Source organism: Gemmatimonadota bacterium, assembly GCA_022560615.1.
Taxonomy (GTDB): Bacteria; Gemmatimonadota; Gemmatimonadetes; order Longimicrobiales; family Gaopeijiaceae; genus UBA1138.
The window spans coordinates 29042-47989 of the sequence record JADFSR010000014.1 but is presented as its reverse complement, the minus strand read 5'-3'; the positions used below and the strand labels follow the sequence as shown (position 1 = coordinate 47989).

23 protein-coding genes are annotated in these 18948 nt (G+C 65.0%); 5 read left to right on the top strand and 18 right to left on the bottom strand.

The window, feature by feature from the left end; translation table 11 throughout:
* Positions 1-79: 79 nt before the first annotated feature.
* On the top strand, positions 80-1225 hold the full coding sequence (locus IIB36_09915; GenBank protein MCH7532056.1) for an aminotransferase class V-fold PLP-dependent enzyme: 1146 nt from the start codon (positions 80-82) through the stop codon (positions 1223-1225).
* 24 nt (positions 1226-1249) lie between these two features.
* Here IIB36_09915 and IIB36_09910 read toward each other — a convergent pair whose 3' ends face one another.
* Both IIB36_09910 and IIB36_09905 read right to left on the bottom strand, forming a co-directional pair.
* Positions 1250-1567, bottom strand: a complete 318-nt coding sequence (locus IIB36_09910) for a nucleotide pyrophosphohydrolase (protein MCH7532055.1) — start codon at positions 1565-1567, stop codon at positions 1250-1252.
* Positions 1567-2592 (bottom strand): zinc-binding dehydrogenase, encoded by a 1026-nt coding sequence (locus IIB36_09905; protein MCH7532054.1) that lies wholly within the window; start codon positions 2590-2592, stop codon positions 1567-1569. Before IIB36_09905 ends, IIB36_09910 begins: the two co-directional genes overlap by 1 nt.
* Before the next feature lie 154 nt (positions 2593-2746).
* Between IIB36_09905 and IIB36_09900 the strand changes: the two genes are divergently transcribed.
* From IIB36_09900 to IIB36_09890, 3 genes are read left to right on the top strand one after another with little or no spacing between them, the layout of a single operon-like run.
* On the top strand, positions 2747-3133 hold the full coding sequence (locus tag IIB36_09900) for a hypothetical protein (GenBank protein ID MCH7532053.1): 387 nt from the start codon (positions 2747-2749) through the stop codon (positions 3131-3133).
* 6 nt (positions 3134-3139) lie between these two features.
* The gene (locus IIB36_09895; protein ID MCH7532052.1) at positions 3140-3808 is read left to right on the top strand and encodes a radical SAM protein; all 669 of its coding nucleotides are present in this window, start codon (positions 3140-3142) and stop codon (positions 3806-3808) included.
* Positions 3792-4424, top strand: coding sequence for a CoA pyrophosphatase (locus tag IIB36_09890; GenBank protein MCH7532051.1), 633 nt, complete (start codon positions 3792-3794; stop codon positions 4422-4424). Before IIB36_09895 ends, IIB36_09890 begins: the two co-directional genes overlap by 17 nt.
* Here IIB36_09890 and IIB36_09885 read toward each other — a convergent pair.
* Positions 4396-5481, bottom strand: coding sequence for a PD40 domain-containing protein (locus tag IIB36_09885; GenBank protein ID MCH7532050.1), 1086 nt, complete (start codon positions 5479-5481; stop codon positions 4396-4398). The two genes, IIB36_09890 and IIB36_09885, sit on opposite strands and share 29 nt — an antisense overlap.
* On the opposite strand from IIB36_09885, the gene IIB36_09880 reads away from it, so the two are divergent.
* A complete protein-coding gene (locus IIB36_09880) occupies positions 5473-7254 on the top strand; it encodes a M28 family peptidase (protein MCH7532049.1) in 1782 nt (593 codons plus the stop codon). The genes IIB36_09885 and IIB36_09880 overlap by 9 nt on opposite strands.
* Here the strand turns inward: IIB36_09880 and IIB36_09875 are convergent.
* From IIB36_09875 to IIB36_09805, 15 genes are all read right to left on the bottom strand, one after another.
* Positions 7220-7417 carry a PadR family transcriptional regulator gene (locus IIB36_09875; protein MCH7532048.1) on the bottom strand — a complete coding sequence of 66 codons (198 nt, stop codon included), beginning with the start codon at positions 7415-7417 and terminating at the stop codon, positions 7220-7222. The genes IIB36_09880 and IIB36_09875 overlap by 35 nt on opposite strands.
* 19 nt (positions 7418-7436) lie before the next feature.
* A complete protein-coding gene (locus tag IIB36_09870) occupies positions 7437-7649 on the bottom strand; it encodes a glycosyltransferase (GenBank protein ID MCH7532047.1) in 213 nt (70 codons plus the stop codon).
* Positions 7650-7658: 9 nt separating this feature from the next.
* Entirely contained in the window at positions 7659-7832 is a 174-nt protein-coding gene (locus IIB36_09865; protein ID MCH7532046.1) for a glycosyltransferase, read from the bottom strand.
* Positions 7833-7880: 48 nt separating this feature from the next.
* Positions 7881-8531 (bottom strand): RraA family protein, encoded by a 651-nt coding sequence (locus IIB36_09860; GenBank protein ID MCH7532045.1) that lies wholly within the window; start codon positions 8529-8531, stop codon positions 7881-7883.
* Positions 8528-9205, bottom strand: a complete 678-nt coding sequence (locus tag IIB36_09855) for a class I SAM-dependent methyltransferase (GenBank protein ID MCH7532044.1) — start codon at positions 9203-9205, stop codon at positions 8528-8530. The genes IIB36_09860 and IIB36_09855 overlap by 4 nt, the downstream gene beginning before the upstream one ends.
* Entirely contained in the window at positions 9202-10014 is an 813-nt protein-coding gene (locus tag IIB36_09850; GenBank protein MCH7532043.1) for a hypothetical protein, read from the bottom strand. The genes IIB36_09855 and IIB36_09850 overlap by 4 nt, the downstream gene beginning before the upstream one ends.
* Positions 10007-11185, bottom strand: a complete 1179-nt coding sequence (locus tag IIB36_09845) for an ATP-grasp domain-containing protein (protein ID MCH7532042.1) — start codon at positions 11183-11185, stop codon at positions 10007-10009. The genes IIB36_09850 and IIB36_09845 overlap by 8 nt, the downstream gene beginning before the upstream one ends.
* 1050 nt (positions 11186-12235) lie before the next feature.
* A complete protein-coding gene (locus IIB36_09840) occupies positions 12236-12709 on the bottom strand; it encodes a hypothetical protein (protein ID MCH7532041.1) in 474 nt (157 codons plus the stop codon).
* 169 nt (positions 12710-12878) lie between these two features.
* Complete coding sequence (locus IIB36_09835) at positions 12879-14021, bottom strand: saccharopine dehydrogenase NADP-binding domain-containing protein (GenBank protein ID MCH7532040.1); 1143 nt, start codon at positions 14019-14021, stop codon at positions 12879-12881.
* Between the two features lie 74 nt (positions 14022-14095).
* The gene (gene gyrA / locus IIB36_09830) at positions 14096-16630 is read right to left on the bottom strand and encodes a DNA gyrase subunit A (GenBank protein MCH7532039.1); all 2535 of its coding nucleotides are present in this window, start codon (positions 16628-16630) and stop codon (positions 14096-14098) included.
* Between the two features lie 127 nt (positions 16631-16757).
* Positions 16758-17063: a zf-HC2 domain-containing protein gene (locus IIB36_09825; GenBank protein MCH7532038.1), complete on the bottom strand. Its 306-nt coding sequence runs from the start codon at positions 17061-17063 to the stop codon at positions 16758-16760.
* 5 nt (positions 17064-17068) lie between these two features.
* A complete protein-coding gene (locus IIB36_09820; GenBank protein ID MCH7532037.1) occupies positions 17069-17671 on the bottom strand; it encodes a sigma-70 family RNA polymerase sigma factor in 603 nt (200 codons plus the stop codon).
* Positions 17668-17985, bottom strand: coding sequence for a tetratricopeptide repeat protein (locus tag IIB36_09815; GenBank protein ID MCH7532036.1), 318 nt, complete (start codon positions 17983-17985; stop codon positions 17668-17670). Before IIB36_09815 ends, IIB36_09820 begins: the two co-directional genes overlap by 4 nt.
* A gap of 7 nt (positions 17986-17992) precedes the next feature.
* Positions 17993-18415: a hypothetical protein gene (locus tag IIB36_09810; GenBank protein MCH7532035.1), complete on the bottom strand. Its 423-nt coding sequence runs from the start codon at positions 18413-18415 to the stop codon at positions 17993-17995.
* A gap of 117 nt (positions 18416-18532) precedes the next feature.
* Positions 18533-18946, bottom strand: a complete 414-nt coding sequence (locus IIB36_09805; GenBank protein MCH7532034.1) for a hypothetical protein — start codon at positions 18944-18946, stop codon at positions 18533-18535.
* Between the last annotated feature and the right edge of the window lie 2 nt (positions 18947-18948).

The following is an 18948-nucleotide window of genomic DNA, read 5'->3' as shown; positions in this document are numbered from 1 at the left end:
TCCACCCTGGCGACCGGGCGTGTTCCGAGCCTATCGTCCCCGTCCGAACCAACCCGTCCGCACCCCGACGTCCCCTCTAGTGACCGACGACGCCTCCCCGCCCGACCTTGAAGCGATCCGCGCTCAGTTCCCGATCCTCTCGCGCCGGACGTACCTGAATTCCTGCTCGCTCGGGGCACTCTCACTGCGCTCCGAGATGTACCTCGACGAGTTTCGGGAGCGTTGGCACGACCTGGGCGCAGCCGCGTGGCATGGGCACTGGCTCGGCCGGGTCGAGGACCTCCGCAGCCGTGTGGCAGCGTTCTGGGGCTCGACACCGGAGGAGGTCGCACTCCTGCCTTCGACGTCCGCCGCGCTCGCCATGGTGACCGAGAGCATCCCAGTCGGGAAACGCGATCGTGTCGTATGCACCGAGCTCGACTTTCCCACGCTCGCGTACCAATGGGCGGTGAAGCCAGAGATCGAGCTGGTGATTCTTCGAAGTGAGGACGGTGTAACCATCGATACCCAGCAGTTCGCGGACGCCGTCGATGAGCGCACGTTGTTCCTCGCGACGAGCCACGTGTTCTTCACGACCGGCTTCCAGCAGGATATCGAGGAGCTGGCCCGCATCGCTCGGGGAGCCGGCGCGTATTCTCTCATCGACGGATACCAGGGAGCCGGGCAAGTCCCGCTCACGCTGTGCGAAACGGGCGTGGACTTCTACACGGGAGGACCGCTGAAATGGCTGTGCGGTGGTCCAGGGCTCTCTTATCTGTACGTCCGTGAGGAGCTGATTCAGTCGTTGCGGCCGCGGATCACGTCCTGGTTCGCCACGGAACGCCAGTTCGACTTCGACCTGGAAGGCTTCGAGTACCGTTCCGATGCGCGGCGCTTCGAGCTCGGCACGCCGGCGCTACCAACGGTGCATACAGCGCTCGGCGGCCAAGAACTCGTCGACGAGGTCGGAATCGACGCCATCGTCGCACGCAACCGCACGCTCACGGAGCGCCTCATCGACGGAGCCCGTTCAGCCGGCTTCTCCATGGCGTTGGCAGAGCCGGGACAGCGCACGTCCATCGTCATGATTCGCCACGAGGACCCGCCGGGGGCTGTCCGGCACCTCGCCGAACATGACGTGATCGTGGATCACCGCCCCGGCTTTGTCAGGGTCAGCCCGCATTTCTACAACACCGAAGAGGAAGTCGACCGATGCTTGCACGTGCTCGCGGCGTTTTGTGCCTAGCTCGTGCGGGGTGGAGTAGGCGCTCTATTCCACCGGCGCCCACCGCTCAGAGTCCCGCGTACGGTACTTCTCGAGCACCTGCTCGAGCGCCTCATCCAGATCGATCCCCTGCTCGTTCGCGATCACCAGAAGCACGAAGAGCACGTCCGCCAGCTCCAACGCGAGATCCTGCTGGGGCTCCTCCGTCTTCTTGGTCTTGTGCCCGAAACGGTGGTTCATCTCGCGAGCGAGCTCGCCGACTTCCTCGATGAGGCGGGCGAGGTTCGTGAGCGGGGGCCAGTAGCCCTCGTCGAATCGGGAGATCCAGGCGTCGACTCGTTCCTGGGCGTCCTTGAGATCCATCAGGGCACCAGGACGATCTTCCCAAAGACCTCACCACCCTCCAGCATCTCGTGGGCTTTGCGCGCCTCGTCGAGCGGCATTACCGCGTGGATGACCGGCTCCAAGTTACCGGAAAAGACGAGCCGCATTACCTGACGGAATTCCGCGGGGCTGCCCATCGTGCTGCCCAGGATCGTGAGCTGCTTCCAAAAGACGAGCCGGATCTCGGTTACCCCTCGAGACCCGGTCGTCGCCCCGGACGTCACCAGCCGGCCACCGTGACTGAGCGTGCGCAGCGCCTGGGGCCACAGCGACTCACCCACGGTGTCGAACACGACATGAACGCCGCTCTTGGCGGTGTCCCTCCACACCTCACGAGAGAAGTCGACCTTGTGGCGGTCGTAGACCACATGCGCACCGAGCTCCTCCGCTTGGCGCACCTTCTCCTCACCCCCGGTCAACGCATAGACCTTGGCGCCCGCGCTCACCGCGATCTGGATCGCCGCGGTGCCGACGCCACCGGACGCACCGGTGATCAGGACCCGCTCACCAGCGCGGAGCTGGGCGCGCGTCATTAGTGCACGCCACGCTGTCACGAACACCAGACCGGCGGCGGCGGCTTTCTCCGCTGGGAAGTCCTCGGGCAGTTCGAGCACGTTGGCGGCGGGCACAACCGCGTACTCGGCAAACCCGCCCTGCGTGTGCTCCCCGAGGATTTGGAAGCGCGGGTCCTCGATGGACGGGCCACGACCCTGCCCGAGGTACCACTCGTACCCGACCGAGGGATCGACAACCACTCGCGTCCCAACCGGCACCGCTTCCGAGCCGGGGCCAACGACGTCGACCACACCCGCCATGTCGGAGCCTCCGATGTGAGGCATCGGCGTCTCGATCGGCAGACCGCGGCGCACCCAAAGGTCCAGGTGATTCATCGCCGCGGCTTCGATCTTGATGCGAACCTCACCTGGGCCGGGCTCGGGAATCGGGACCTTGCCGATCTCGACCACCTCGGGACCGCCGTACTTTGCGAAGAGGGCGGCTCGCATCTTTCGAGGCATTGGTGAAGGCTCCTGAGGGTCGGGGTGTGCGAAAGTCTAGCGCTAGTGGCCACCGAATGCGCCATCTTCTAGCATCGATTTCCAGGATCGATCGCTGATAGCCGGCGTGCCGCTCGCCCCCGCCCTTTCTCACGACCTGTAAATGTCCGAACCCGGCCCTGACTCCGAACCGAATCACGACGAGGTCACCGACCATTCGCTCGGCGGCTACTTCGCGGTGCACAACCGTCCCCCGGCGTACGAGGGGACCGACGGTCACCCCTACACCGTCTCCATGGAAATCCAACACACCGGGAACCTCCGCGCGCCCTTCAGTGGGTATCTCGTGTTCCCCCGTTGGGCGCAGACCGGCGTCGGCATCGTCGGGCACGTCGAGACCCAGACGCTCGTGGAGGCCAGGACTACAGAGGAGGCAGACGAACAACTCAAGGCGCTGTCGCTCCACCGCGTTCAGGAGTTGCTCGAACAAGCGATCGGGCGCCAGCGCGGCCTCCGATCCGGCGACCATCCCCAAGCACAGAGGCCCTGACTGACCTTGACCGGCGACTTCCTGCGCATCACGGAGATCTTCCACTCGGTCCAGGGCGAATCCACTTGGGCCGGTCTGCCCTGCACGTTCATTCGGTTGACCGGGTGCCCGCTGCGGTGCACGTGGTGTGATACCGAGTACGCGTTCCACGGCGGCACGAAGATGACCTTCGAGCAGATCTTGGAGACCGCGCGTGACCATCCGGCGAAGCTCGTGGAGGTCACCGGTGGTGAGCCGTTGGCCCATCCGGGAGCGTTTCCGCTCGTCGAGATGTTGCTGGAGGACGGGTACACGGTGCTGGTCGAAACGTCGGGCGCCTTCAACGTCGCGCCGCTCGACCCTCGAGCGCACAAGATCATGGACCTCAAGTGTCCCGGATCAGGGGAAAGCGCGCGTAACCTCTGGTCGAATCTCGATCACCTCACCGAACGTGACGAGGTCAAGTTCGTCGTAAAGGATCGGACCGACTACGAATGGACGCGCGACACCATACGGGAACGGGGGCTCGACGCCCGTGTGGACGATGGCTCCCTGCGGGCGCTACTCGTGTCACCGGTGTGGGGCGAGATCGATCTGGCGGCGCTCGCGGGATGGATTCTGGAAGACGGGCTCACGGTTCGCTTCCAGGTTCAGCTGCACAAATTGATCTGGGGAGCGGATGCCAAAGGCGTCTGAGGCGAAACCGACCGACCCCCGCTTCTCGGCGCTCAGCGAAGCCCTCGCGTCGCACACGCACGACGGGAGCGACACGCCCCGCGTAGAGGGGGATTCTCCGCAAGCGGCGGTGGCGCTGATAGCACGGGGCACTCCAGAGCTGGAAGTGCTGCTGATCAAGCGTGCGGACTCCGAGCGCGACCCGTGGTCCGGCCACATGGCGTTGCCGGGCGGACGTCGGGACGGGGACGACAGGACGCTGCTCGCGACGGCAATCCGGGAGACGATGGAGGAAGTCGGTCTCGATCTGGAGCGGCGGGCGCAACTGCTCGGCCGACTCGGCGACGTCGGCCCGGCGTCGCCAAGACTGCCGCGTCTGATGGTCACGCCCTTTGTGTTCGGCATCGCCGGCGAAGCCACAGCGTACGTCCGCAGCCCCGAGGTGGCGGAGGTGTTCTGGATTCAAGTCAGCGAACTACGCTCGCCCGACGTGCATTCGACCGTGGAGATCCCGCTGCCAGGAGGACCGCGCGAATTCCCCTGCTACCGTGTGGCCGGCGAGGTCGTTTGGGGCCTCACCTACCGTATGCTCGATCAGTTCTTGGAGCTCAACCCCCTTCGTCCCATTCCGCGATGAATACGTTGGTGTCGCTCGTGCCTCCGTTGTTGCGATTCGAACTGAACACCAGGAAGCGACCGTCCGGGCTGAACACCGGGAAACCGTCAAAGCCCTCGGCGTGCGTGATCCGCGTGAGACCGGTGCCGTCCAAGTTGATCATGTAGATGTCGAAGTCTCGACCCGATGGGTCGTGGTGGTTCGAGCTGAACAGGATCCTGTCTCCGTCCGGGTGCCAGTATGGCGCAAAGCTCGCACCGCCGAGGTCGGTCACCTGACGCTGATTGGACCCATCCGCATCCATGACGTACACGTCGAGCTCGCCCGGCCGGATCAGGCCCTGCTCCAGCAGCGCCATGTAGTCGTCGGCCTCGGGACCCGGTTCGGGGTAGTGTGCACGCCAGATGATCTGCGAGCCGTCCGGCGAATAGAACGCACCCCCATCGTATCCGATGCGGTCGGTGAGCCGCTGCACGTCGGACCCATCCGGAGCCATCGAATAGAGCTCTAAGTCGCCGTCCCGAGTGCTCGTGAAGACGATGCGATCCCCCGTCGGTGAGAACGTCGCTTCGGCGTCGTACCCGTCCTCAGTGGTCAGCTGGCGCAGGTTGGATCCGTCGATGTTCGCCACGAAGATGTCGTACGTGTCGTAGATCGGCCACACGTAGCCCAACGAGAAGTCGGGGTTCGCGGGGCACGAAGCGTCGTGGTGGTGGGTCGACGAATAGAGGATCTGGTCTCCCGACGGATAGAAGTACGAGCAGGTGGTCCGACCCTCGCCTGTGCTGACCAGGTGCGAAACGCCGGTCTCCGGATCCATGATGTAGATCTGGTCGCATTCTGCGCCGGGCTTCTTGGCCTGGTAGATCAGCCGCGAGCCGTCAAACGCCCAGTAGGCTTCGGCGTTCTCGCCCCCGAACGTCAACTGGCGGATATTACGGATGTGCGTTTCGCCTTCAGTCGCCAGATTAGCGGTGGCCTCCACCGACTCGGGAGCCGCCTCGGCGGCCTCCTCACTCGCGCACGATGCCGAAACGAGACCGATCGCCGCCGTCAAAAACAGAACTCGATGATTCACGAAAAGCTTCCTTCCCAGATGACCAAGATGTCGCTCAGAAACGTCGAAGCCGCGTTCGCGGCCGTGTTGCTGGCTTTCGCCCCACCCGCCTCTGCCCAGGAGGCGTGCCCCACTCCCGGCGACACCACGAATGTGGACGACCGGGCGATGGCGCACATCCGGTATCTTGCGGACGACCGCCTAGAGGGCCGTGAAGTCGGAACCAGGGGCGCCCGCTGCGCGGCAGACTACATCGCCGCACAGTTCCGCGGGATCGGCCTCGAGCCCGCCGGCGGAGACGACAGTTTCTTCCAAACGTTCCGACTCCGAAAGGGGTCCGAGCGTGGGAACGCGAACGCACTCGTCATCGACGGGACTCAGTACGCCGTAGGAATCGACTGGACACCGCTCGGCTTCTCGGCCAGCGGCCGGTTCGAACGAGAGCTCGTGTACGGGGGACACGGCCCTGGCCCCCCGGGCGATCCGGACGACCGATACGCGCACATGGACGTGACGGGGAAGATCGTCGTGGTCGAGTGGGGTGATCCCGACGACGCGCACGACGGCTCGATGTATGGCACCCCGCACTTCAAAGCGACGGTTATGGCGGGACGGGACGCAGCAGGCGTTCTGGTGCTGGCCCCCGAGGGGATGCCGCTCCCGTCACTCGCGGGAGAGATCCGGGCGACCCTGGACATCCCCGTGGCGGTCGTGAGCGGGGACGTGGCTGACGAGATCCGCGCAGCCGCGAAGGTGTCCTCCCGCGTGAACGTAGTCACCGATGTCAGCACGACGACCATGGAGGCCCGCAACGTCGTGGCGCTCCTACCGGGCAGTGATCCCGAGCTCCGAGACGAGTACGTGATCGTCGGGGCGCACTATGATCATCTCGGTTTCGGGGGGGAGGGCTCGCTTGCGCCCGACTCCCGCGACGTGCACAACGGCGCCGACGACAACGCGAGCGGGACTGCCGCAGTGATCGAGGTCGCCCGGGCACTGGCCGCAAGCCCGCGCCCCGGCCGGAGCGTCCTCTTCATGACGTTTACGGGTGAAGAGCGCGGGCTGTGGGGCTCGCAATACTGGGTCATGGAACCCACCCTCGATATCGGCGGCGCCGTTGCCATGCTCAACCTCGACATGGTCGGGCGCATGACCGAAGACAATGTCACCATCTTCGGCTTCGGTACCGCGGAGGAGTGGGACAGGATCGTGGACTTGGCGAGCGCGGACATGAGCCACCCCCTGGAGATCGCCCGGGCTCCCGACGGGTACGGCGCTTCGGACCACCAGTCCTTCTACCTGGAGGGGATCCCGGTCCTGCACTTCTTCACCAACACGCACGCGGACTACCACCGGCCGTCGGACGACTGGCCACTCATCAACGCCGACGGTCTGCACCGCGTTGCCGAGCTCACGGCCCTCGTGGCTGGCCGTCTCGCCGCCGGTGGAGCGCAGACCGTGCGCATGACGTTTCTCGAGCAGGACCAGCCCTCCGCACCGGGGGGCTCATCGTCGAGTGGCGGCTACGGCGACGCGTACTTGGGGTCGATCCCCGACATGACCCCCCGCGACTTCGGCTTGAGACTGAACGGAGTGCGCGAAGGAAGCCCCGCCGAGAAGGGCGGCCTGCGCGCCGGCGACGTGGTCGTCGAGTTCAACGGGAAGCCGATCGGCGACATCTACGCATACACCTATGCCCTGCAAGACACCAAGCCGGACGACGTCGTGGACATGGTCGTGGAGCGCGACGGCGAGCGGGTCACCCTGACGGTGACGATGGGCAGACGGAACTAGCAGCTCGCAGCGCGCTCTCAGCGCTCGTCCCGCAGCGCTGTCGACGGATCGACCCGCGCGGCGTGACCTCGTAGTACTTCCTCCTGGGGCCGCCGCCCGCGTGCGCGACGCCCTCCTCTTCCCAGTGGGACTCCAGGAGTCCCTTCCGAGTCAGGGTCGACAACGCCGGATAGACGGTGCCGCTAGGTAGGCAGCTGAACGCGCCGTAGAAACACCTTCGCCGAGGCGCTCTTGAGCCAAGAGTGCTTCCGTACCGTCCGCCGGGCCAGGACGATGTCGTACTTCTCCGTGGTCGCCTTCGCGTACATTTCGGGAATGTAGCGAGGGCTGTCCTGAAGATCACAGTCCAGCAAGACGACCCAATCGCCGCGCGCGAAATCCAGGCCGGCGGTGATGGCGTGATGCTAGCCGAAGTTTCGGCTCAGGCGGAAGCCACGCACTCGAGGGTCGGCGGCAGCCTCGGCCTCGATCAGCTCCCACGAACGATCCGTGCCGCCGTCCTCGACGTACACGATCTCGAAGTCCTCCGAAATCGCAGATACGGCCTCGAAGAGCTGTCGGGTGAGCTCGCTGCACACCCCCCTCGCTCTCGTAGACCGGAACCACGACGGAGAGGTGCGGCACGCCTACTCCTTGCTCTCGTAGTCCTTGAGGCAAATGGTGCGAAAGGTCGACCACTTCTTGCGGTCGATGCACTCATACCAAATGTCCTCTTGCTCTTCGATGAACTGCAGGCGCTCGAGAAACTCCTCGTTATGCCGATCGGGGGGGATCACCACGACTCCCGTGTCGTCGCACACGGCGATGGCCCCCTGTCGCGTCTCCTGCCGCTGCTTCACCACAGCGGGATCGAGGGGCGCCGACGGCTTGCGGTTGAAGCATCCGACGGGGTTGAAACCGGTGCACCAGATCGGCCAGCCCTCCTTGATCAAGCGGTGCGCGTCTCGCAACGCGCCTTGTACGACCAGCGCCGAGGCCTGGCGGTAGAGGAGCATGTACTTCGCCACGATGTCGCCGAAGATGGCGCGGCCGGCGCAGTCGAAGGCCTCAATCAGGACGATGCTGGCCTCGGGAATGTCCTGGATCTGCTCGTGAACGGGCCAGTTGCTCTCCTCGTAGGCGTAGATCCACTCGACGACGCCGACTCGGAAGTGTCCCCGAGTCACAGCGGTCATTCCGGGCAAAGCGCCGGTCTTGCCGAGGGCATCGGCCACCTCCGTGGAGGAGACTCGGTTGCGTCGGATGTAATCGACAAGAGCTGCCGTCGCTTCGCTCATCGCGTGCTTCTCTCTTGAGGCTTGCGGAACACCGCGCGCTCGGGATCAAAACCGTCTTCGAGGAAGACGTGGATGCTGAACTCGAACGGGAGGTAGTCGTTCCGGAGCACGACGCGTCGAGACAGGTTGAGGGCGATCTCCAGAATGCGTTCCGGGCTGGAGTGAAAGGTGTGCTCCAGCCTACGGTCGACGCGGTCGGAGAGAAAGTCGAACGCGAAACCTTGTCGGCAGACCCTCGCCGCCTTGCGCATGACGGCCTCGATGAAGGCCTCGTTGTCTCCCTGCGCGAAGCGATGGTTGAAGACGCCGGACGCGAAGGCGAAGTCGACTGGGGGTATGTCCTCGGCAAGGAAGTCGCCGCACCGCACCGAGATCGGTTCGCCCGCGAGCCGCCGAATTGCCTCCTCGGTCAGCTCGGGGACGAGGTCAATGCCCAGGTAGTCGGCCGGCGCCTGGTCGTTGTCCTTCAGGAAGGTGTAGAGGTCGGCGAAGCCACACCCGATGTCCAGGACGCTCGCGTCCTTCAGGTCAAACAGTGAGCTCAGCGACTGAAAGCGAATCGCCTGCCGATCCTTGTTCCAGCCCAGCGTCCGGGGGGAGTATCCGTGGTCTTCGTAGCGCTGCCTGTAGCGCTGTCGCGTCAGCTCGACGTCTTCTTCGGGGAGCGCTTTCAACTTGCCGCCAACCCGAGGTACTCTGCGAGGTTGCTGTGGCCGATGCGTTGCACTCGGCCGGCGTCCCGTCCTTCGGTCAGCTCGTCGAACCGTCGACGCAGGGTCCTCGGCGAGAACTCCGGGCTGTCGGACCCGACGCAAACGCGCCGGTCGAAGCGACGGAAGAGGAACCTCAGATCGTCGTCGATCGAGCTCCCTTCGCACTTGCACAGGGTGAAGGACAGGTCGAGGAGGACGTTGGGGAATGCTCGAGCGATCCCCGAGAGCTCCAGGACCCTCAGGACCCCTCCATGGATGAGCACCACGGGTGCTCCGTTCACGCGCTCGAGCAGCTCAGCAACCACGTCGAGCTCGTTGCCCACGGGGCCGGGGCGCCCACGGGCGTAGCAGTAGGTGGAGAGTAGGGTCGGGAGGCCGGCGTCTGCGGCTGCGGTGACCGACGCTGCGACCTGTTGGTCGAGGTAGCTCACCCCGGAGAGGCGGGGGTGGATCTTTACGGCGACGTACTGATGGTCCCGCAGGGTACGTGCGTACTTTCCTGCGTCGCCCACCTCCTGCGCCCTCTCGAAATCGAAGAACGTGACGGGAAAAAACCGCGGTGATGCCGCTCGCACCGCGTCCGCGTAGCTTGCTTCGTCGTAGCCGTCATGCCGAGGTCCGAGACCGACTGCGAGGGCGCAGTCAACTCGAGCGGCGTCCATTTCACGCAGGAGGGCGTCGAATCCGTTGCTGCCGTCCGAACGGTCATCGAGCCAACCGCCGGTCGGAGACGGATGGGTCAGCGAGTCGAACAGCCCGTGCTCAAACATAGGTCACCTCGAGGGTTTCCCACACCTCTTCGAGGGTCTTCTGGAGTTGCTCCTCGTCGCGCGCGTGGACGATCGCGTGGGCGTGGCGGCTGCGGTCGTCTTCCGCCGGGCGGGCTTCGTCCCCAGGGGCCATGTTGACTTCGAGGTCGAGCACTCCAGGCAGCGCGCGCGCACGCTCGACGCCCTGAATATCCGCTATGACGCCGGGCACGAAGGCGTGGAAGTCGAGCGCGACGACCTCAGGAGTGGACTCGGTAGGCTGGGGATCTTCCGGCTCGTAGCCCAGGCTCATGGAGAGCAGGAGCCTCTGGGTGTCGACTCCCGTCATGGCGGGAACCACGCGAGAGGAGATGCGCGTGCCGCCTCCACGGGCCGCGACCTCGATGAGGATCCAGCCGTCGGGCGAGTCGATGTACTCCGCGTGTGTAAGGCCAAACGGGAGGCCGAGAGACTCCACCAGCCGGTCGTGTTGGGCGCGCAACGTCTCGAGCTCACGCCCCGGGTGTCGGTGGCGATAGGTCAGGCGCCGCGCGATCGTGGGCTGGTCGGGGAAGGCCAGCTTCTCGGAGATGGAGAGCGTGTGGTGGCGACCCGCCACGACGACCCCCTCGACGGTGTGTTCGGTACCGGCGATGAAGCGCTCCACGAGGATGGGGCGCCCGCCGGCGAAGTCCCTGGCGCCGTCGACCGCCGCGGGGAGCTCGTCGGGGTGTCGGACGATGGTGACGCCTCGGCTCGACTGGCTCTGCGGCGGTTTCACCACAAGGGGAAAGCCGATGGCCGCCGCGGCTCGATTCGCGTCGCCGACGCTGGCGCACAGCGCGAACGGGAGCGTTGGGAACCCAGCCCGCTGAGTCAACTCGCGCATCAACCCCTTGTCGGTGAAGCGGGCTGCGACGTCGGGGCCAATGCTCGGCAGACCGAGCTCTGCGGCAACGAACGCCACCGTCGGCACCGCGATGTCGCTCTGGTCGGTCACGACGGCGTCCACCGTGTGCTCGCGGGCGATCGCGAGGTTCGCTTCGCGGTCGAGGACGTCGGCAACCACGCCCACGTCGGCGTGGGCAAAGCCGGGCGAGTCCGGGTAGAGGTTGGTGTTGACGACTCGGTAGCCTAGACCCTTCGCACGTTGAATCAGATCGACCTGCCAAACGCCTCCTGCGATGACCATGACGGTAGTCTCGCGCGGCGCCTTGGGCACGAGCCGCTGAGGCTTCGACGAGGGAGGGGAGGACGCCATCCCTCACATAATGCCATTGCCCCAGTGGTTGGACCAGATCCCGGCTCGCTGCGTGTCCCCTGCTTTGGGGGGGATGCTCGGCGCCATGACGCTAGGAATCGAAGGTTCGGCGCGCTGGGACCACAGAGCGGCTGAGGAGACTGGGCGCCACGAGCTAACGAATGAGCAGCGGCTGCTGCTTCGGGAGCTCTTCCCAAGACCGCCCCTGGCGAGATCTACCGCGCGACCGCTACGGCCCGTGGACCGTCTGGTGGAGATTCGACGAGTGGAGGGCACGGGAACAATCGACAAGGTGAGGCAGCGATTCTTCAGCACCTCAACGAAGCTGGGGAGCTGGGGAATTGTGGTGCGTTGACGGCACCTCGGCCGGCGCCTCCCTGGGTGCGGAAGGCCTTCGCTAACGCGCCCGCGCTCGGCTTCGCGCATGGCTGCTTGTCCGACGGTTTCGCCTCCCCGAGTGCGGCCGAGCACCCCGGCCAGACCACGGCGGGGTGCGTACCGCCTGCACAGCTCGGCGCTCCGCGTCAGAGGGGGGCTGAGGCGGACGCCGAAGCGCACCCCGGGGCGAAGCCGGCGCAGTCCTGAAAGCAGGCGCCTCATTCGAGACTTGGTCTCGGTGATTGCCAGCGAGCGGGTCGCCCCGCGAATCGCTCTCCCGATGTGCGCCAGGCATGGCGCGGCCCGCCGTATGGCGGGCGATATAACCGTGCGGCGAAAGCCAAGCGGTGGAACGCGGGCTCGAGAAACATGAACCAGGCCGTACCGACCACACTGTTGAGCCAGATGGGCCTCGTGAGCCTTTTGCAAGAGCAATGGAGACTTGCGCGCTCCTCGTGAACCGCCGGATACGGAACCGTAAGTCCGGTGGTGTGGGAGGGTTGTAGCGGTGAGCCGACCCACGGTGAACCCTATACGGGCACGAAACCGGAAACGGTGGACACTGCCTAAGGGGACGGACCTACAGGCCGCCGCCGCTACGCCCTACCCGATTCGACCGCGGAGTGTGATCGGGTGGCTGACCGGTTCGCCCCAGCGGTTGATTTCGCGGTTGGGCCACCAGCGCGAGTCGAAGGTCGAGAAGTCGATGTTCTCCAAGGCGGACCAGGGAGCGCTCTGGGCGTCCTGGCCGTGCCGGGACGGGTCCATCAGGTAGCGGGTGCCGTTCGCGAGCCGGACGGTCATGAAGTTGTGGCCGCCGCCGCCGATGTTTCGGCCGTGGATGACGCGCACGTCGAAGCCGAAGCGACGGCCCACCTCCCGCATGACGGACGCCAGGGCCGCCGTCTGATCGGAGCACAGGCCGACTTGATACTCGGGCACACCGCCGAGCATCAGTTGACCGTTGTGGCGCATGGCGGGGTCGGCGTCGACGATCGGCTGCACGCCGGCCCTCTCCATCAGTCGGTCGACGAGCGACATGGCGGCGTCGACGCGCCCGCGCAGGACAGCGTCCACGGCGACGTCGACTAGTTAAGGTAGGTAGGTAGCCCTGTGTGGTCGATCACGTCGAATCCGTACTGATAACCGTCGGAGAGCGCCTGCAAGACGGCGAGCGTGGCGTATCCAAGGGGGCGTGGACTCATCGCGATGTCCCGGTGCGGGAACCACACAAGAGGCCGATCGGCTAACTCTCCGCGCGCTCGATCATCACTCCGCGTCCCCGCAGGTCCGCGACGTAGTCATCGACGGGCACGCACTCAGAGCACGTATGCACCCCCGGGTCTATGACGCCGGAGGCCTGCAGATACGCGGTGGCGGCCAAGGAGTAACCGGTCGTGCGCATCATCGCGGTGATGCCGTTATCCTCATCGTGGTAGTCGACCAGCTCGTATGTGACGGTCTTGGGTACGCCACCCTTCGTGCCCTTCACGATGACCCGCATGGCGACCAGGTCGTCGCCTTCCGGGTTGCGGAGCTGCTCCCCCAAAATGTCGATGAAGACTTCCCTCGGCACGACCGATACGCCGCTCACCTGGCGGGGCTCGAGGTCCATGAGCCCAAGGTCCCGCATCGCCTTCATGAGCGCCGCGTGTCCTGGGTAGCGAAGCGTCTTGTACGACATCGACGTGACCTGGCCCTGATAGCGGTACGGCATGCGCGAGATTCCCCCCGCTGTGAAGAACGCCTCGAGCTCCCCCAGGGCCTCGAACGTCACGGTCTCCGTTCCGGTGAGAGGCTCCTTCTCGACCACCTGGCCGTTCTCGAGCACGAGCACGGGCGTCGTGTAGTAGTCGAGCACCCCCTCCATCGAATAGACGACCTGGTAGTTGAGTGGCGGCTTGGGATTCTGAGGTAGGCCACCCACGAAAATCTCAACCGACTCGGTCTCGTCCATCACGTCGATTCCGCCCTGGGCGAGAACGTTCACCATACCCGGTGCCAAACCGCAGTCAGCCACGGCGCACACGCCCGCTCGCTTGGCGAGGTCCGCTAGCTTCTTCTGCTGGTCGACGATCTCGGTGTTGCCGCCGAGGTCACAGAAGTGCGCGCCCACGTCGATCGCGAGCCGCGTCATATCCAGATTGAAGTAGTACGGCAGCGCACACGCGACGGCGTCGACATCGTCCATCGCGCTGCGCACCTGGTCGGCGTCCCTCGCGTCCAAGACACGTAGCTCGAGCTTCCCCCCCACAAACGGCATCAGAAAGTCCTTGGGGCCGCTTGCGTCCGCGTCCGCGAGAATGACGTGCTCCACCCCTTCCCGACGCACTAGATCGAACGCGCATGCGGAGCCCTGCGCGCCCCCACCAAGCACCAAGAACTTCATCAACTCTCCCTTCTCGTCTCAGAGATGTGCGATTCCGCCGGCCAGCCTACCCGGCCTGGGCAGCCATGTGCCGGTCATGATTCGAGTAGGTCCGGCGGTCCTGATCCGAGGAGCTCGAGCTGTCCATCTGCATCGATAGGAACTTCGTCGCGCGCCGGCGCTCCGCCGCGCCCCCGTGCGCGAGTGACCTCGACGACTCGGTCTCCCGCTTCGATCCGCGTCATGCTCCGGCCCTGCATCCGCCGGCCCTGAAGGGGCACCGAGTTCGCCGCGGCCCGCGTCACCTGCCCGCTCGCCGTGACGATCATGACCTCGTCCGCCTCCAGCACCTCGAGCGCGCACACGAGCGGCGAAACGTCTGCTCCACGCGAGACCGCGAGGGTGCCGAGGCCGCCACGCTTTTGAAGCGGGAAGTCGGACACCGGCATGCGCTTGCCCGAGCCGTCTTCGCTCACGGTGAGCACGGTGCTGTCGCGGCGAATCATCAACATGCCCACGACCTCATCGTCCTTGAGGGTCATGCCTTTCACGCCTTGTGCGCTGCGGCCGACGACGGTGATCTCGTCCTCGGGGAATCGGATCGCCCTCCCTGACCGGGAGAGCAGCAGGACCTCCGCAGTCCCATCTGACAGAGCGACATCGAGGATGACGTCCCCGGTCTTCACCCCTGCAGCCTTAACGCCCCCAGCCCGTGCGTTGGCGAACTCCGAGACCGGGGTTCGCTTCACGACTCCCTGTCGGGAGAGGAAGACCAGGAAGCGATCCGGAACGCTGAGATCGTCCACCGGAATCATCGACACGATGCGGTCTTTTCGGTCCGCGCCTTCGAGCAGCGAGTAGACCGACTGGCCTCTCGACGCTCGCGCGCTCTCCGGCACGTCCGCCACAGGCAGGAAGTGGCAATGGCCACCCGCGGTGAACGTGAGGACCCAACCTTGAGTACGCGCGACGAAGATCTGTTCGAGATAGTCGTCCTCGTACCGCTCCATGCCCGCGAGCGACTTGCCGGAGCCCTCACGACGGCGGTAGAGGTGCATCGGGATTCGCTTCACGAAGCCTTTGTGCGAGAGCGTGACCACGACGTCCTCGTCCGCGAGCTGCTGTTCGACAGACGCGGTCTCGACCCCTTGGTCCTTGTCGTCGAGAATCACCGTGCGCCGCGCATCGCCGAACTTCTTCACGACCTCGGCCAACTCGTCGAGCATGACCTGGAGCTGAAGCTCCTCAGAGCCAAGGAGCTCCTTCAGTTCCTCGATCGTCGCCTCGAGCTCTTCGATCCGATTCTTGAGCTGGGACTGCTCAAGCGCCGTCAGCTTGGCGAGCCGCATGTTGAGGATGGCATCGGCCTGAACGTCGCTCATCCCGAAGCGATCCTGGAGCTTCTCCGAGGCCTGTGCACGGTTCGTCGAACCGCGAATGATCTTGATGACCTCTTCGATGTGCTCGAGCGCCGCGAGCAGCCCCTCTACGATATGGCGCTCCGCTTCGGACCTCTCGAGCTCATGTCTCGAGCGCCGCTGGATGACTTCGAGGCGGTGGTCGCGGAAGCGCTCGAGCATCTGCTTGAGGTCGAACTCCTTCGGTTGTCCCTTGTCGAGCGCCAGCAGATGAGCGCCGAACGTGGTCTGAAGGCTGGTACGCTTCTGCAGCATCTGCAGCACGGTCGCGGCATCGGCGCCGCGTTTGAGCTCGATCACGAGACGGATTCCGTCGCGGTCGCTCTCGTCGCGGATATCCGAGATGTCCTCGGCCCGCCCAGCCTTCGCCAGCTTCGCGATCTGCCCGATGATCTTGGTCTTCGAGACCGTGTACGGCAGCTCGGTGACGACGAGCTGTTCCTTTCCGCCGCGGCGCGACTCCTTCACGGCGCGGCCTCGCATGATCACCCTCCCGCGGCCCTCCCGGTATAATTTTCTGATGCCCTCGGTCCCTACGATGAACCCGCCCGTGGGAAAATCCGGTCCCGGCATGTGTCGCATGAGGTCGTCGATGGAGCAGCCAGGGTCTACGACGAGCTGCCGAACAGCCGCCGCGACTTCCCGAAGGCTGTGCGGCGGCACGTTCGTGCTCATGCCGACAGCGATGCCCGAGGAGCCGTTGACCAGCAAGTTAGGAAAGCGCGCGGGCAGCACGACCGGCTCTCGGAGCTGATTGTCGAAGTTGGGCTGGAAGTCGACCGTTTCCTTGTGGATGTCGTCGAGAAGTTCGACCGCGAGCGCCTTCAGTCGAGCCTCGGTATAGCGGTACGCTGCGGCCGAATCTCCGTCGATTGACCCGAAGTTGCCCTGTCCGTCCAGCAAGGGCATGCGCAGCGAGAACTCCTGCACCATGCGCACGAGCGCGTCATAGACGCCGGAGTCTCCGTGCGGGTGATACTTGCCGAGCACGTCGCCGACGACGGTCGCGCACTTCTTGTACGGTCGGTCCGGGTTCAATCCGAGCTCGTACATGGCGTACAGGATCCGGCGGTGCACCGGCTTGAGCCCGTCCCGTACGTCGGGAAGAGCCCGCTGCACGATCACGCTCATCGAGTAGTCGAGAAACGACTCCCGCATCTCCTCTTCGAGGAGGCGGGGAACAATCCGTTCCCGTTTGGAGGCCGTGGCCATTCCGTCTCCGGGGCAATAGGAGGCCCCTTGAAAACGGGGAGGGGCCGCTCCGCGGCCCCAAGGTTCTCATCTTCCCGGGGGGGCCGCAAGCGGCGTGGGTCCGAGGTGGGAGTAGCACCCCGTGGTGCTAGGCGTCGGCCTCCGCAAGAAGTTCCATCAGCTTCACTTTGAGCCCGGCGGGAGCCCGCTCCTCGGTCCCCGCGCGACGGATCGCCTCCCGAAACAGCTCTTCTAGACGGAGGTGTGGATAGCAACGCTGACAAGCGTCGAAGTGTGCCTTCACCTGCTCGTGTGACACGCCCGGCAACTCACCGTCCAAGAAGTCGTGAACGACGCTGAGCGCCTCTTCACAAGGGATCATAGGCGTCGCCGAACCGCCACCGTCCTGAGGCGTGTCCACGAAAAGCGACCTGAGTTTATCCAAGAATGACATCGATGCTATTCATCCGTTCCAGCGCGCGCCGCGATGTATCCCATCTCGACCGCATGGTCATACAATACCTTCTGAAGCTGTCTGCGCCCCCGGAAGAGTCGGCTCTTCACCGTCCCCACGGGAACCTCCATCAATTCGGCGATATCTGCATACGGAAGCCCCTCCAAATCGGAGAGCACGACCGCCGTTCGGTACTCCTCGGGCAGATCGTCGATCGCTTGGATGATGCGCTCGTCCACGATCGACTCGAAGAAGTCACCCTCGGGGTCCACTCCTAGGACCGAGACCCACACCGGATTCACCGGGTTCGGCCCCGGACCATCCCGCCCCACGTTCTCCGTCACGATCTCGTCGTGTCGCTGGCGCCGCTCTCGCCCTCGGAGGAACACGTTGCGGCAGATCGTGAACAACCAGCTCTTGGCCGCGGTGCCCCGGGTGTACTGCCCCCAGGCCTTGTACGCCCGTAAAAACGTCTCCTGGACCAGATCCTCCGCCTGGTCCGGCGCGCCGGAGAGTCTCAGAGCGAAGCGATACACCGCATCCAAATGCGGGAGCGCCTCCGCCTCGAAGTCCGCAGACGAATCAGTCAGTTCTTTCGGCTCGATCACGAGTCCAAGCCTGCCAGTGTCTGCTCGAATTCCTCCGCCATGGTCGGGTGGCCGTGCTCGTAAGCAGCGTCGATCCCCTGACGGTAGGCGTCCTTAGCCTCCTCGTGCTCTCCCATCTCGTGCAACACCGCTGCCAAGCGGCCCCAGGCGTTACCCTCGTCGTCTGAAGCGGCGAGGTACGCGCGAAGTTCCCGGACGCCGTCCTGGGATCTGCCTGCGCGCAGGTACTCGAGCGCCAGGCCGAAGCGCAGCCGAGAATCCTCAGGGTTGCGCTCGAGCATCTTCTCGAGTGCTATCGCGCGGTTCGGGGCCACGCTGAAGTCAGTCCGGGAACTGGAAGTCGCGCGCCGTCTCGTTCGACGGGGGAGACCCCGTCACGAGTTCAATGAGTGCCGTCATCTCACTCGCCAGCTCGCCGATGCGGTGCGAGACGATGAAGGCGTGGGCGAAGTCGAAGTAGGCGGCGACGGCACCCTCGTCCGCGGCGTGCATCACCACGATGAGGGATTCCATCTCTGCTCTGAGGCATTCTACGATGGCGGTCACCGCCGTCTGGACACCCCACAACTCATCGAGCGTCGACAGCGACAGGTCACCGTGCAGGAGCGGCTGCAGCGCTTCGACACGCGCGCGGCTCTCCGAAGGCGCCAATACCCGGCCGGTCGCCGCGCCCTCCCCTTCCAGGAAAACGTCAGCGCCCGCCCGCAGGGCCATCAGCTCTTCATAAGAGAAGTGCAAGATCACGGTGCTCTCCGAAGGGTGATCCGCGCCCCCATGGCACGGCCTCTCCCTATATCTACATATCGGCACTCCAGAGTGTTTCTGCAAGCAGTTCGAGATGGCGCTCACGCCCCATCTAGATCAAGCCATGGCAGAGGACTCCGGTCCATACACGGTCAGGGGCAGCGAGGCATGATGCTGCCCGTCCACGCGCACGTCGAAGGCGTACTGGCCCGGTACGGGAAAAACCAGGCCGTCCAAGTGCAGCACGTGAGGAACCCGAATCCCACCACCATCACCCGCCGGTCCCGGACCTAGCTGCATCTCCCCGTCTACCCCCACAACCTCTTTCCCGTCGGGATCCCTCAAGGTAATCCAGATTCGATGTTTGCCGGTCTCGTTCAACGCAGCGATGAACCGGAGGACGAGCACCATACGAGGATGCCTCGCAGGAAACGACGACGTCCCGATCCGATCGAAGATCCCGAGGATGCTGAGCTTGCCCGAGTTATCGATCGTCGCGGCGTCAGCGATTAGTGCGAGATCTACTTCCATGC